Source organism: Methanolobus sp. (assembly GCF_030682845.1).
Taxonomy (GTDB): Archaea; Halobacteriota; Methanosarcinia; order Methanosarcinales; family Methanosarcinaceae; genus Methanolobus.
Genome location: NZ_JAUXNK010000084.1, coordinates 1 through 13,139, shown reverse-complemented (window position 1 = coordinate 13,139; position 13,139 = coordinate 1). Strand labels below are relative to the sequence as shown.

Annotated in this window: 17 protein-coding genes; 4 read left to right on the top strand and 13 right to left on the bottom strand. The window is 47.0% G+C overall.

The annotated features are described in order from the left end of the window. The 13 genes from pfdA to Q8J68_RS11715 form a co-directional block, all read right to left on the bottom strand. Window positions 1–353 (bottom strand): prefoldin subunit alpha (pfdA, locus tag Q8J68_RS11775; RefSeq protein ID WP_305311709.1); only part of this gene is annotated, 353 nt, incomplete at its 3' end. 3 nt (window positions 354–356) lie between these two features. Next, the gene (gene rpl18a / locus Q8J68_RS11770; protein WP_305311708.1) at window positions 357–533 is read right to left on the bottom strand and encodes a 50S ribosomal protein L18Ae; all 177 of its coding nucleotides are present in this window, start codon (window positions 531–533) and stop codon (window positions 357–359) included. A 38-nt stretch (window positions 534–571) separates the two neighbouring features. Continuing rightward, complete coding sequence (locus Q8J68_RS11765) at window positions 572–1,222, bottom strand: translation initiation factor IF-6 (RefSeq protein ID WP_305311707.1); 651 nt, start codon at window positions 1,220–1,222, stop codon at window positions 572–574. A 39-nt stretch (window positions 1,223–1,261) separates the two neighbouring features. Next, entirely contained in the window at window positions 1,262–1,528 is a 267-nt protein-coding gene (locus Q8J68_RS11760; protein WP_305311706.1) for a 50S ribosomal protein L31e, read from the bottom strand. Between the two features lie 13 nt (window positions 1,529–1,541). After that, the gene (locus tag Q8J68_RS11755) at window positions 1,542–1,697 is read right to left on the bottom strand and encodes a 50S ribosomal protein L39e (RefSeq protein ID WP_305311705.1); all 156 of its coding nucleotides are present in this window, start codon (window positions 1,695–1,697) and stop codon (window positions 1,542–1,544) included. 79 nt (window positions 1,698–1,776) lie between these two features. Continuing rightward, window positions 1,777–2,412 carry an asparagine synthase-related protein gene (locus Q8J68_RS11750; protein WP_305311704.1) on the bottom strand — a complete coding sequence of 212 codons (636 nt, stop codon included), beginning with the start codon at window positions 2,410–2,412 and terminating at the stop codon, window positions 1,777–1,779. A gap of 10 nt (window positions 2,413–2,422) precedes the next feature. Further along, the gene (locus Q8J68_RS11745) at window positions 2,423–2,782 is read right to left on the bottom strand and encodes a DNA-binding protein (RefSeq protein WP_370867639.1); all 360 of its coding nucleotides are present in this window, start codon (window positions 2,780–2,782) and stop codon (window positions 2,423–2,425) included. A gap of 71 nt (window positions 2,783–2,853) precedes the next feature. Continuing rightward, window positions 2,854–3,303, bottom strand: coding sequence for a 30S ribosomal protein S19e (locus Q8J68_RS11740; RefSeq protein WP_305311703.1), 450 nt, complete (start codon window positions 3,301–3,303; stop codon window positions 2,854–2,856). A 175-nt stretch (window positions 3,304–3,478) separates the two neighbouring features. Further along, window positions 3,479–4,750: an adenylosuccinate synthase gene (locus Q8J68_RS11735; protein ID WP_305311702.1), complete on the bottom strand. Its 1,272-nt coding sequence runs from the start codon at window positions 4,748–4,750 to the stop codon at window positions 3,479–3,481. 46 nt (window positions 4,751–4,796) lie between these two features. Continuing rightward, window positions 4,797–5,156: a hypothetical protein gene (locus Q8J68_RS11730; protein ID WP_305311701.1), complete on the bottom strand. Its 360-nt coding sequence runs from the start codon at window positions 5,154–5,156 to the stop codon at window positions 4,797–4,799. 511 nt (window positions 5,157–5,667) lie between these two features. Next, entirely contained in the window at window positions 5,668–6,117 is a 450-nt protein-coding gene (locus Q8J68_RS11725) for a metal-dependent hydrolase (RefSeq protein WP_305311700.1), read from the bottom strand. A 57-nt stretch (window positions 6,118–6,174) separates the two neighbouring features. After that, window positions 6,175–7,068 (bottom strand): CPBP family intramembrane glutamic endopeptidase, encoded by an 894-nt coding sequence (locus Q8J68_RS11720; protein WP_305311699.1) that lies wholly within the window; start codon window positions 7,066–7,068, stop codon window positions 6,175–6,177. Beyond that, window positions 7,058–7,978 carry a DUF1616 domain-containing protein gene (locus Q8J68_RS11715; RefSeq protein WP_305311698.1) on the bottom strand — a complete coding sequence of 307 codons (921 nt, stop codon included), beginning with the start codon at window positions 7,976–7,978 and terminating at the stop codon, window positions 7,058–7,060. Before Q8J68_RS11715 ends, Q8J68_RS11720 begins: the two co-directional genes overlap by 11 nt. Before the next feature lie 300 nt (window positions 7,979–8,278). Here Q8J68_RS11715 and Q8J68_RS11710 point away from each other — a divergent pair, with 300 nt between their 5' ends. The 4 genes from Q8J68_RS11710 (at window position 8,279) to Q8J68_RS11695 (ending at window position 13,000) form a co-directional block, all read left to right on the top strand. Then, window positions 8,279–9,235 carry a calcium/sodium antiporter gene (locus Q8J68_RS11710; RefSeq protein ID WP_305311697.1) on the top strand — a complete coding sequence of 319 codons (957 nt, stop codon included), beginning with the start codon at window positions 8,279–8,281 and terminating at the stop codon, window positions 9,233–9,235. 227 nt (window positions 9,236–9,462) lie between these two features. Continuing rightward, window positions 9,463–9,723 (top strand): hypothetical protein, encoded by a 261-nt coding sequence (locus Q8J68_RS11705; protein WP_305311696.1) that lies wholly within the window; start codon window positions 9,463–9,465, stop codon window positions 9,721–9,723. Between the two features lie 80 nt (window positions 9,724–9,803). Beyond that, entirely contained in the window at window positions 9,804–11,075 is a 1,272-nt protein-coding gene (locus Q8J68_RS11700; RefSeq protein WP_305311695.1) for a lipopolysaccharide biosynthesis protein, read from the top strand. Between the two features lie 92 nt (window positions 11,076–11,167). Next, on the top strand, window positions 11,168–13,000 hold the full coding sequence (locus Q8J68_RS11695) for a hypothetical protein (protein WP_305311694.1): 1,833 nt from the start codon (window positions 11,168–11,170) through the stop codon (window positions 12,998–13,000). Window positions 13,001–13,139: the final 139 nt, after the last annotated feature.

The following is a 13,139-nucleotide window of genomic DNA, read 5'->3' as shown; positions in this document are numbered from 1 at the left end:
AGGGAGTTAGCCATGTTCTCAAAGGCCTTTTCAAGCCTCTCTTTACGGTGCGCCATAATATCTTTTGCGTCACTGAGCGGGCGCTCAACGCTTATGCCCGCACCGAGATCGACTACGACATTATCAACACGCGCAATGTTCGCATACACAAATGAACCGGAACCTATCGGGAACATCATCTCAGTGCCTTCTCTGACATTGGAGAGCTCTTCGATAGTAGTCAGGGCTTTAGTACAGTCTTCAGCAGACATCTTTATCATGGTCATCTGCTGCTGCAGGAGCTCTGCGCGTTTCTGAAGCTCTCGATGCTGCATTACAAGTGCCCGGGGATCCTGCTCATTTACACCAGACATGGCTTATGCCTCTGCTATACTCTCAATCTTGATAAAGTTTCTTTTAATGCCGTGTTTACTTCCAAAAACAGAATATACCTTGTCCAGGGCATTCTTCTCATTCTGGCTTTCAACCATCTTTGTGAATCTCTCCCATGCAACACCTGCTTTGAAACTACCTTTGATCTGGAAATTCTTCATATGAAATCACCTTTATAACCCGTTATAGAATAATCTGTTTAGATACCCAGTGCATCCTCTATTCTTCCAAGTTCATGGCCCGATGTCTTAGAACCTGCCACATAACCCCTGGAATTTGCAATAAGGCCGGAGCCTACCATCTGTGTACCGAAGTTACTGGTGCCTATATCCACAGGAAGCCCGAAGAGTTCCTCAAGCACTGCCAGTTCTTCAGCGCTGGCCCTTGGATGCACCAATAGACCTCTGTTGGTCGCAACGCCTGCCATCCCCACGGTCTTGATACCGCCTATAGTGCCCCTGCGAACATCGACCTTGAGGGTCTCTGCTATTATTTCCAGTGCCCTGTCGGTCATTTCGGGATGCACAAGTGCTGCCGTATCATTGGCGAGCACGATGTTGCCTATTGCGTTCAGCTTGCTGGGTACGTAATGCACCGGGACCCCGATCTCATCAGAGTCTCTTACGGTAGCATGGCTGGCAACAAGAAGGCCATTGGAATTACCTCTGCACAGGGAGCCTACCACAATGCTGCCGTTGATAAGTGTCTGGAAAGTGCGCACGCCCAAAATATCCTCAAGTGCGCCGCATGTGTCCTCCCTTGTACCTGAAGGTACGAGTGCGATATCCTCGGTGCAGGTTGAAAAAGCCCCGATTATGGGGCTCTCATTTATGCTCAATGTACGTATCATTATCTACCGTATATGTTATGGATGAGACGGGCCTTGCATTTATGCAAGTTCTGCCTGGACCTCTCCATCCTCGAACTTTGCAGCTCTTACACGGATGGACAGGGGTGGCTTCTCTGTACCGCGTTCCCATACCTTCTCATTGATGGTCTTGTCAAGTTTTACCATTCCAGGCTCTGCCTTCATGTGTTTTGTAAGGTACGCCCTTATGGCTATCATAGCCTTGCTGGCCCTCTTCCATCTTGGTACTTGTTTTATAGAGCGGAGAGGGATAGTATAAATCTGTTCTTTTACTGCGTCATCTGCCATGATCATCACCTGTTTACTTCACATCAAGACTGTTTCTTCTCCAACTTCTTCTCTTGGGGTGGCCCACGACCTTCCTGTTGGTCTTGATTATAGCCCACACGGGAACCCTGTGGTTCTGCCTGTGTGCTTTTGCCAGCCTCATTTTCTGTCCTTTGGTTTTGTGACTCACTTGTCTCACCTTATGAATTGTATTATAATATGAAATACCGATCGAGTTTCAGTCTATAACATGATTATTGTATAAATCTTTAATCATGTGTACAGATAGTTTGAAGCTCTTTGCCTGATACCTTTTTTCGTTCAATCACACGCGATTGGATATGCGAGGGGAACAGTTCACTTATCCTCTGTGCACCAGCCCTTGTCCGGATAAGCTCCCGAAGTTCCGTTTCGTAATCAGCCTTGATCACGTTCTCACTCTGGCCTTCCTCGATCACAAGATGCTGTCTTACCAGCTCATTGACCGCAACACGCCCAAAGCCTTTCAGAGGAGACATATAACTGACCCCATACCTGTCCTCGATGCTCCTTATCTGGGACATCTCCGGCACCGGTACGCGGTCATCACGCCTTATTCCGTCAGCAATGAACACGACATCTTTATCCGATGCCAGAGTTTTGATCGCCGTCAGATGGATGTGATCTATCGCCCTCTTTGGGAATCCGTCCTGGATAAGCAGTTCATACGCTTGTTCAAGCGCCTGCATATCAAGCCGGACGACCCTGTGGGGGAATCCCAGTCTTTTTGCAGTCTCCCTGGCAACATCCCCGACGGGAAGCACCGAGAAACTGCAGGTCACAAGTTCAACCTCAAAGAACCGCTCCAGCAGGATAGCTGCAATGGAACTGTCCTTTCCTCCGCTGAACAGTACTGAGACCCGCATCAAGATCTGCTCACATGCGTTTTATCGTTGGCTCGCGCTTTGGGGGCTGTAACTGGACCAATAGCTGTTTGAGTTTCTCATCATCTATCTTTGACTGGATCCTGCCATTCTGTGCAAGCGTTATCAATTGGGACTCGAGCTGCTCTACCATCTCTTTACGCGACATCTTTAATGTATTAAGGCGCTCGCGTGCCTCAGGCGTAAGTATCTGGCGAAGCAGAGCCTGTTTCTTTGCATCCATCTCAGCGCGTGCCTGCTCCTGCTGCATTACCGCCTGCATGTCGCCAGGGGCCATCTGCTGCTGAGCAGCCTGCTGCTGCTGGAGTTGTTCAAGCCGTCTCCGTCTTATGTTTTCAAGATCATCCGCCATATAACTCACCTCCGGTATAAAGAGATGTTAGTACTATATCCATATAGCATTATTGAATCAGGTATTCATACTCAGTATTTTGCAAGGCCCGGGATCTTCTCCACGAGTTCCTTTTTAACCTCGTATGCGGAATTGTCCAGAAGGGACTGTCCCTGCGGGGCTATCACACGGCCGCTCTTGAGGGAGCGCACAAAGCCAGCTGCTTCAAGCTGCTGCAGGGCTTCTCTTGCGACAGAGCCGCTGCCCTTTACCTTATGGCTGGGGCTTACACCCATGTTCTTGTTGCCGCCATACACAGAGCGCAGCCTTTCCACACCGATAGGGCCCTGGGTATATACGGTTCTCAGGACCGCAGCACAGCGGGTGTACCACCATTCTTTGTCAGTCGGAGGTAATTCCTTGTGTGAGCCTGTCTTCACGTATGCGGCCCACTCAGGCGAATTAACCTTGTCATTCTCTTTAAGCTTCTCTGCTACCTTACCGATCAATGCGGTTGCAGGAACATCATATGCAGTTGTCATTAATATTCTCCTTATTCTTGATAAATATCTATTTCGGACTCAAGGAAATAGATTCTTTCGTTCGTGCTGGAGTTTGTTGTGTAAACTATTGAGTAGTATATACGCTTTTCGGCAGATATTCAGGTATCAGGCAATTAACAGGCCTGATACGAATAATTGTCTGCTGATAGCCGCCCTATCTCTGAAAGGTCTGCTCCCTGCCCGGCCCCACAGAAACGTATGTTATCGGCACACCCATCTTATTCTCAAGGTATCTCACATACTGCTGTGCAGCCCCTGGCAGATCATCAAAGCTTTTGACACCTGTCAGATCGCTCTCCCATCCCGGAAGGTCCTCATAGACAGGCCTGCATCTTGCAAGCTCAGCGGTTCCCTCCGGAGGGTAATCAACGATCCGGCTGTCAAGCTCATAGGCTACGCACACCTTTACCTGAGCAAGCCCTGAGAGCACGTCAAGCTTTGTAAGTGCCAGCGAAGTGTACCCATTGAGGTAGATGGCTTTTCTGAGCAATGGCAGGTCAAACCACCCGCAGCGTCTTGCCCTGCCGGTAGTAGTGCCAAACTCCCTGCCAACCTGCTGGATCCGCCTGCCGGTCTCATCGGTGAGCTCTGTCGGCAGAGGACCCTCCCCCACACGGGTGATATAAGCCTTGACTATGCCAAGCACCTCATCGACCTTCGTGGGGCCAACACCCAGGTTTGCACAGGCGGAGCCTGCCACAGTGCTGGAGGAGGTAACGAACTTCTGCGTGCCGTGGATGACATCAAGGTGAGTGCCCTGGGCACCCTCTGCAAGCACATTCCTGCCATCTTCAAGAGCCTTGTTGATCTCATAGGATACATCGGTCATGTAGGGAGCCAGGCGGCGCCCCAGTTCCACGTACTTATCCATAAGATCCTTGCTGGTCACAATAGCGGGGTCACCCTCAAGCTCCCTGATAGCCGCCTCTTTTGACGGGGCGAGTTCAAGCAGCCTGCACCTGAGCTTTTCGGGGTCTGCAAGGTCAGCCATGCGAACCTCATCCCTGGCAACCTTATCAATATAAGCAAAACCAATGCCCCGTTTGGTCGTACCGATCTTCTCGGTCCTCCGGGATTCCTTCAGACCGTCCAGTTCCACATGGTAGGGCATAATGATGCTGGTCTTGGCGTCCACACCAAGCTTTTCAGGGGTCAGCACGATGCCACCCTCTGCCAGCATATCCATCTCCCGTGCAAGCACCTCCGGATTCAGTACGGTACCCGGACCTATCAGCACCCTGGAATCCAGCAGGAAACCGGAAGGTATAAGGTGAAGCTTGTAAACATCCTCACCTACCTTCACAGTATGCCCGGCATTGTCCCCTCCCTGGAAGCGGACGACCAGGTCATAGTTCCCGGACATGAGGTCAACTATCTTTCCTTTACCTTCGTCGCCAAACTGCGCACCTGTGATAATCGTGAACATGGATGCAGGATTATGCCTGTTGGCTTAATAAAGTTTTGATTGCAGCTTATAAGTCCTCGTCAAAGACCAACATGCGCGTGCCCTCATCAAAACTGGCCGAACTGCCAGCCTTGTAGCATCTGAGGGTATTCGCTATCCTCATATCAATTAGGGTGTCAATGAGCTTCTCAGCAAGGCTCAGGGTCACATTGAACTCGGACTGGAGCATGTATATGGCATCCGGCCTTTTAATTGAAAAATTGCAGAAAGCCGATCTTTTATCAGATGAGCAGGAGGCATAGCCCTCACATTTAACGACCTTTGAGCTATTCTTGAAGTGGATAGCAAGCCCCTGCCATGAATGGACATTATGCATCCCCTTGATCCCGTATATATTGGATTTCGTGCGTTCCCTGGAGCTGATCATAATAAGAAAAAGGCGCTTTTTTTATAATTATCTTTTGTATTTTAATCGTTGCTTGTATTGAGGGTATCGAATCAGCCCAAAAACTCCTTTTATGATCAGACAGCGCCCCATCTGATTCAAAATCGTAATTATTTCCCATTGACCTGTGCCTCAGGAAGAGCAATTTCACAAACAAGACACGGATCTACGCAGATCAACACCGATCTATAGTAAAATAGAAAGCTAAAGCCATCAAAAGACAAAATCCGTGTAAATCCTGTGTTAATCTGTGTCTGAGAATACCAACAGAAAGTAGCAAGCGCGAGCAAGAGACGATGCGGCAGAGAGATTACCTTAAGACACGGATTTACACAGATTAACACCGATTCATGGTAAAACTGGAAACTAAAACCCGCAAAAGGTCAAATCCGTGTAAATCCCGTGTTAATCTGTGTCTGAAAATACTAACGAAGCGTAACAACCATGAGCGAAGGATAATGAAGCAGCCCTGTGTGTTGATCATTCCCGCATATTACACAAAGAATTGATAGAACACACTGAAGGGTTCGCTGTAGAAAGGATACAGGTAATATATGCTGCCCCCTGCAAGGTCATCCAGCATCAGGTGAGAGATGAAACCCACAGCTGCGAAGAGTCCCACAGACAGGGCCTTTGTCCATTCCCGGCAGATAATGTAGCCCGCCATCAGGGCGATCAGGAAGAAGAACATGCCAAAGAACAGGGAATGTGTGGGCACCGGACCTACAGTCACATGCTTGAGATTACCATGCAGGAAATAGTTCCACAGAGCAGGCACATCCGGGAAGAGCGAGCCAAGGCCTCCTGCCATCATCAATAACACCAAGTATCCAGCGCCGCCCAGACGCTCCCTGACATTCAAAGGCCTTAATGCTGCCACAAGTACTCCTGCAAGGAAAACGCAGAACATGAAAAAGAGCACATGGCCTATAGGATATGGCATTGATACCCGACTCCTGTTCCTTTATATACGGTAAGATCTTTCATGTGCCCGGCTCCCTCAAAGCAGTACAACGGGCAGCAACACGAACAGCACGATGTTGGCAGTACCATGGGCCACAGCGACCAGCGGCAGGCTACGGGTCCTCTGGAACATATAACCCAGTACAATTCCCATTGCAAATATATAGATGATCTCTGACATCTCACCATAGACTGAATGCATTATCCCAAAGAGCAGGCTTGCAGCAAGCAATCCGGGCATCATCCCAAAGAGGCCCTCAAGTTTTGTCTGTATCAGGGACCTGAATATAAGCTCCTCCATCAGACCCACATAAAAAAGAACGATGCCGGCAAATACAAGGATGAAAGGCTCCGGCAGGCCCGGTATGATGTAACCGGAACCCAATAGAAGATACTGGCCCGCCCCAAGCAGAATTCCCAGTACAACAGCCAGGGGAATGTAGGTGGCGATACGATCATAAACGATACCAAGCTCAACGTCGTTCAGGCCCTGATGCCTTATCAGCAAATAGACAGGCACCAATAGCGGAACATATACTATTATGAACAGCAACAGGGGGGCTTCTGATGTTGGCATGGAGACATTGACAAGCCTTAGCAGCGGCAGGAGCATCAGGGCCTGAAGCGCGTATACTGCCTGCCGGTCCCTGATGATCACTACCAGAAAAGGTATGCTGACCAGCGCCATGAAGTGAAGTGACAGGCCCGCATTGATGCTGCCTGCAAAAAGAAGCAGCTCCGCAAGCACAATGGCCATAAAGAAGATGGCAACTATTCGCCTGGGAGACAGCAACTGAAGAGCGAACAGCTTGTAAAAATTGCTTTGCTGGTAATTTTCGTCATCCGGCTGGCGCTGAATTCTCCCCCATTCCAGGTTTTGCTGTTTTTTATGAAATGAATCACTGCGATATGTATCTTCCTCAAACTCCATTTTGATTCCCCGCTGCCTGACTTCCCCTTGTCCCATTTTCTGTTACATCTATCCAGAGGTGTAATTCGCGATAAGGTTCTGAAAGATCTGCATCCTTGTAAAGCAGGAATTGCAGCTTCATATTATTGCCGGATACTTCAGGCGCAAAGGACACTGTCCTTTCCCAGCGTTCGTTATTCTCAACGCGTATGTTTTCCTCTTGCGCCTGCAAGGGGAGAGGATTGCCATCGAGCAGAACAGCCAGCTGGTAATCGACTGTCCTTTTTTCCTGGTTCACCACACCCACTGTTACCTGGCCGCTGTCGCCTGCATTCAAACTTGTCGGATATCCGCCTGACTTCCCTTCAGGCCCCAACAGATAGAACTCAGTGAATCCCTCCCCCGGCCTTGGGTTAATGATGACGTATGCAACCGTGGCTGCAGACACAAGCACAGAGGCCAGGAGCAGCAATGCCAGTGCAGTTTCCAGCCGGGAACGACTCCCTTGCAAAGAATTCACAGGCAGCCTGATGAAAGATCCGTAAGGAACGGAGAAAGCTGCCCCTTCAGGCAGCCTGTGGCGGCGAAAGAGCGCAACTATACACATCATGAGCGTCACAACTGAAATAGATATCACAAGAGGCCCGGCGTTCATACCCCATGAAGTATAGAGCAGGCCATAGCCGATGAAAGGAACAAGTGCAACGCTCATACCCAGGCTGAATGCAATTCTTTCGGGGACTGAAATTTCATCCTTCCCGGGGAACAGAGCAGCTACCATAGCATACCCCGGCAGGAACAATACTATAAGGATCCCCGGTAAAATGCGCAACCCCATGGTATTGAGCAGAGGAATGAATACAAACAGATTCGCAAGCAACAAACCTGCAACTACGCCTAAAATATCAACAGGTACCCTACTTTTGACCATAATTAAACACCACTCAATAAGGCAATAGGTATGAAGACTTATAAAAGTGTTTCAGGTGGGAATTGGAAACTCTCTGAAACTTACCGGGTCAAGATAAATATCGCACACAAAATATCCGGACTTCAGGGCTCTCTAGAAAGCCTCTCAAAAAAACTAGCATGATATCAATAGTGTCAAATATTTCCAATATCTGACAGTACATTTTTAATTATTGCTGATTTCCATTCCTGCCTGAATACCGAGGATTTCTACAGAGCCGATAACAGATGATTTTATAATGATCGATACAAATATAGAAGCATGCTTGAGTATCTGTTTATTTTTCTAGGTCTTGCGTTATTATATAAAGGAGCAGACTGGTTCGTTGAAGGCGCATCATCCCTCGCTTCACATTTTGGTGTTTCCCCTCTGATCATCGGACTCACTGTTGTAGCATTTGGAACTTCTATGCCTGAACTTATAGTGAACGTATTTGCTTCTATTCAGGGAAACAGCAACGTAACGTTTGGTAATGTTGTTGGGAGTAACATTGTCAACATACTGCTCATTCTTGGTGTGACAGGAGTAATAACTCCAATGGTCGTGAAAAGGTCAATAGTTTGGAAAGAGATACCTTTTGCAATGCTTGCTGTCCTTACTCTGGCAACCATGTCAAATAAAGTTGCATTATCCAATGATCCATTAAATGTATTGACAAGGGTCGACGGGATAGTATTACTGTTTTTCTTTTTGATTTTCGTTTATTATATGTTCGACTCGATCAAGAGCGGCATAAATAAACCCGCTGGGGCTGATGAGAACTTTCCCAGGACAAAGATCTTACTTATGCTGATTGGCGGATTGATTGCACTAATTGCAGGGGGCAGATTGACCGTGGATGGTGCAGTATCTATTGCAAGGCAAATGGAAATAAGTGAGCTCCTTATATCTTCAACAATAATTGCAATAGGAACATCCCTTCCGGAACTGGTCACTTCAGTCGCTGCTGCGCTCAAAAAAGAGATGGACATCTCAGTTGGGAACATAATCGGTTCAAACATTTTTAATATCTTTTTCGTCATGGGTATATCTGCAACGATCTCCCCTGTTACGGTCCCAGATGTCATCAATATGGACTTACTGATCTTAGCAATAGCGACTTTATTGTGCTTTATCTTTATGTTCACAGGAGAGAAACATAAACTGGAAAAATGGGAAGCTTCGATCTTATTGATCATCTACGCAGGCTATACTTTTTTTATAATATATCGGGGCTGAGCCCTGGGGTATGCATACCTTCGTTTTTTTGTTTGAGGTATCTATACTATCGCCATTAATCCAATCCTGAAGGAATGGGATTTCCGGCCAGGTTTCTTTTAAACCATCTATGCAAGATAGTTTCTGACAGCAAATGTTAAGTCTTTTAACTGAATAGTAGTAGAGGGATTTCAAATTAAGGGTTGAGTGTAATAATAGGTTGAGTGGAAATAGGTTGAGTGGATGATATGCCAATAATTCTTGCCAATCCGAGCGTACTTATGGATATGGCTTCGCCAGAGAATTTAAGTATGTATAACAATGCAGGATTATCAGAGTACAGCATTTTCGGGGTTGCTGCGCTTGTAATACTGCTCGCATCCAGGAAGATGCTGAAGGAATCGGACAGATGGGACCAGGATATCAGCTCCGTTCTGGAAATGGGTATCCTGCCGTTGATGATAGCGTTCATTGCAATATTTGCTTTCAATGTAATGCGATTTGTCTAATGCGATTTGTCGGGCATATCCGGGTTAGGAAGACACAGGCACGATCTGTGTAAGGGACTGGGGCCTAGAGTGGTACAAGCATGAGTAAATCTTATTTGCTAGAATCCGTAAAAACAAAGACTACATTGAATGCCGGGAATCTGTTCCAGAATATGAAAGACCCACTGTTCAGGAACTCAGCTTTCCTTCTGCTTGGAAGGTTTTTGAATGTAGGGGTAGGGTTCTTTTTCTGGCTGATAGCTGCCAGACTGTATCAAACTGCAGAGGTTGGTGTGGCGACGGCCCTCATCTCCTCTGTCACACTGATCATGTTCATCGCGAGCTTTGGCTTTAATTTCTCTATGATACGCTTTATAAATATAAGCGGCAAAGAGAGCGTACTGAATACATCAATATGCATTACCACTGCAGCTGCCGTAGTAGTGGGAATAGCATATCTGCTGTTCCTTGGCGCTTTTTTCGAGAGCAGTGCCCTTATCCAGAACACTTCTTACGGGCTCTTCTTCCTGCTTACAGTAGTGATGCATTCGATATTCTTTATAACAGGCGAATCTTTCAAGGCCTTAAGGGATACAAAAGATTACTTTATGCAGAACACGGTCCTTTCCGCCAGGGTGCTGCTACTGTTCCCTCTTGTGTTCCTGGGGAGTTTTGGCATATTCGGAGCGATCGGGATAACATACTTCCTGGCCACAGTATATAGCATATTCGTTCTGAGCAGGCGGGTCAAGCTCAACTACAGGATAAACAGGGATTTCTTAAAAAGGTCATTCCGGTTCTCTTCCGGCAATTATGTCTCAAACCTGTTGTATGAAAGCCCTTCATTGCTGATGCCTCCTATAATACTGACCCTTATAGGCAAGCAGGAAGCAGCTTTTTATTATATCGCCATGGCCGTGAGCAGCCTGATCTGGATAGCTCCTATGTCCCTCAGCGCCTCGCTGTTCATTGAGGGCAGCTATGGGGAGAACCTCAAAAAGAATGTCCTCAGATCAGGCAAAGCAATAATTATTGTGCTGGTGCCCAGTGTCCTGTTCATATATTATTTCGGTGGTTTCGTATTGCAGATATTTGGCAAGGACTACGTTGAGGCCCTGCCGCTTTTGCATATACTGGTCCTGTCAAGCTTCTTTGTGGCTTTGCACGACCTGTTCATTCCCATCCTTAATATAAAGATGAGGGTAAGCAACCTGATAAAACTGAATTTTGTAAGGTTTTGCCTTTTACTGGGACTATCTTACATTTTCATCCTGGATTACGGGCTTATCGGCTTTGGATACGCATGGCTGCTTACACACATCCTGCTCACGGGAATAACACTGTGGCTTTCCAGAAAAGAGGGATGGATTTAAATCATTTTATGAAAACTTAATGTGGGTTTAAGGTGGTAGGTAAATTGGGGAATTATATCAATCGGTATAAAAACACTTATAGTGTCTTACTTTTGGGGAGTTGCGTAATTGCAATTATTGGAGTGACGGTCCCGCTGATGTCCGGACAGGCAAACCTGGCCATGCTTGGCTCATACTTAGCCATTCCCATGATATTGGCCCCGCTGATATATATCAGGCAGAACAAGAATGAATATCATTTCAACGAGATAGAGGAAAAGTATTATAACCTGTTCCCTGCAGCCTTTTTCATGTTCCTGACAATATCGGTAATATTGCTTTATACCAGCTATGTAAGGCCTTACAGTTACTATGCGGTCATCACTGTCATGGCCACGTTAATACTGTTCCAGATCCTGTTCTTCCCGAGCAACACAAACAGGTCAATGCTGATACTGTTCCAGTCAAGCCTTTTATTGCTGGACCTCATCTGGGGAGTGAACCTGAACTACTTTTTCTTTATCGAGAGAACAGATTCCTTCTTTCACTCATGGATGATCCAGATACTTGTGGAGGAAGGCACCATCAATGAGCACTTCGATCTCTACAGGGCATTTCCCCTGTGGCATATATTGTGCGCCTCTTTTTACAAGATAGCTGCCCTGGATGTTGTGTTCTACAAGGCGATGTACCTGATAAACGGCATCATCTTTGCAGCCATCCCCCCGGGAGCATACATTCTTTCAAAAAGGCTGTTCAGCGAGGAAAAAATAGCGCTTATTGCAGCCCTCTTTGTAGCATTCTACCCGGAAGTGCTCAAATACGGGATAGCGGCCCTTTCAAGAAGCCCCATCTCCCTTTTAGGCCTGCTGCTTGTAGTTGCACTGCTGTACCACAGGAGTTTGGCTGCTACACTGGTGGCCATCGCAATGACGGTATCTATCATCGTGTTCCACACAGTATCTATTCCTTTTGTGCTGGTGGTGCTGGTAGTACTTTTCGTGCTCCAGAAAATATACGGCGCTGTGAATGAGCGGGAGATAGTCGACAGAGATTACCTGGTGTTTGCCTTTATAGCAATGATATCGTATTGGATGTATATATCCCTGGAACTTTTTGCGACCCTCATAAGGAACATAACAGCTTCCGCACCTGACGAGATCACAGCGACCGGGGTGTTCCTGGCGCCCATGAATGAGCTGTTCAACTACCTGCACTACTCGCCGCTCCTGTTCTTTTTGCTGATAGGAGCACTTGAAGCTGTGAGGAAGGACCATATCTCACAGACTGCAAAGATCATATGCCTGGCAGGACTGCTCTTCACCGTTGTGTCCTTCCCAGGCCCGAGCCTGCTCATTACAAAGCTTGGAGGTAACTTCAATATTGACAGGTTCGGAGCATATGTTTTCTTTATAATCACCATTGGAGTGTCCCTGGGATTCTACACCATCTATGCCAGGTCCAAAAAACCCCTAAAGAGCGCCCTGATAATCCTTTTCATGGTGCTGGTGTTCCTGTCGGTGTCAAACGATTTTATTGCCTCGGACAATCCGATCGTAAAGCGACCATTCTATACATTCTATGTTACTGAAGAAGAGGTGAACGGGTTCGATCATGCAGGCAATACATCGCAAGGGTTTGTGATGTCAGATTTCGTTACAACCAGATACATGGATGTCGCCACTTACAGGGAGAGAAGCCATATACTGGAAGTGGACTCCCAGAATATGAATTTCCTAAGAAGCAGCTCTTCGGATGTGATCCTGATACGAAAAGGAGAGCTTGAGGGAAGGCCACTGCGATTTCTGATCAGTGATGGGGGATTCGTAAAATGGCCCAGCATGGGTGGAGCTCTTGAATATTATTATCCGGATAGCGAACTATGGCAATCCCTGGACAGGTACAGCAAGATATACGATTCCAGTAGCATTGCAACCTACATATGATAAAAGTTCAGGGGAGAGAAAATGAAAATCAGATTGTATAGAAGCAGTTACAGTAATCTGGAACTGCAAAACTCTTATAAATAATCAAAAATAACATAGTGTGTGGTAAAATGTGCGGGGTTACGGGATTTAATTGGGA

Bases quoted from the DNA above. Each gene is read 5' to 3' on its own strand.
- Q8J68_RS11735 (WP_305311702.1), bottom strand. From the start codon at position 4,750: ATGTTCACGATTATCACAGGTGCGCAGTTTGGCGACGAAGGTAAAGGA.
- rpl18a (WP_305311708.1), bottom strand. From the start codon at position 533: ATGAAGAATTTCCAGATCAAAGGTAGTTTCAAAGCAGGTGTTGCATGG.
- Q8J68_RS11740 (WP_305311703.1), bottom strand. From the start codon at position 3,303: ATGACAACTGCATATGATGTTCCTGCAACCGCATTGATCGGTAAGGTA.
- Q8J68_RS11715 (WP_305311698.1), bottom strand. From the start codon at position 7,978: ATGGTCAAAAGTAGGGTACCTGTTGATATTTTAGGCGTAGTTGCAGGT.
- Q8J68_RS11710 (WP_305311697.1), top strand. From the start codon at position 8,279: ATGCTTGAGTATCTGTTTATTTTTCTAGGTCTTGCGTTATTATATAAA.
- Q8J68_RS11765 (WP_305311707.1), bottom strand. From the start codon at position 1,222: ATGATACGTACATTGAGCATAAATGAGAGCCCCATAATCGGGGCTTTT.
- Q8J68_RS11745 (WP_370867639.1), bottom strand. From the start codon at position 2,782: ATGGCGGATGATCTTGAAAACATAAGACGGAGACGGCTTGAACAACTC.
- Q8J68_RS11730 (WP_305311701.1), bottom strand. From the start codon at position 5,156: ATGATCAGCTCCAGGGAACGCACGAAATCCAATATATACGGGATCAAG.
- Q8J68_RS11700 (WP_305311695.1), top strand. From the start codon at position 9,804: ATGAGTAAATCTTATTTGCTAGAATCCGTAAAAACAAAGACTACATTG.
- Q8J68_RS11750 (WP_305311704.1), bottom strand. From the start codon at position 2,412: ATGCGGGTCTCAGTACTGTTCAGCGGAGGAAAGGACAGTTCCATTGCA.
- Q8J68_RS11705 (WP_305311696.1), top strand. From the start codon at position 9,463: ATGCCAATAATTCTTGCCAATCCGAGCGTACTTATGGATATGGCTTCG.
- Q8J68_RS11725 (WP_305311700.1), bottom strand. From the start codon at position 6,117: ATGCCATATCCTATAGGCCATGTGCTCTTTTTCATGTTCTGCGTTTTC.
- Q8J68_RS11760 (WP_305311706.1), bottom strand. From the start codon at position 1,528: ATGGCAGATGACGCAGTAAAAGAACAGATTTATACTATCCCTCTCCGC.
- Q8J68_RS11720 (WP_305311699.1), bottom strand. From the start codon at position 7,068: ATGGAGTTTGAGGAAGATACATATCGCAGTGATTCATTTCATAAAAAA.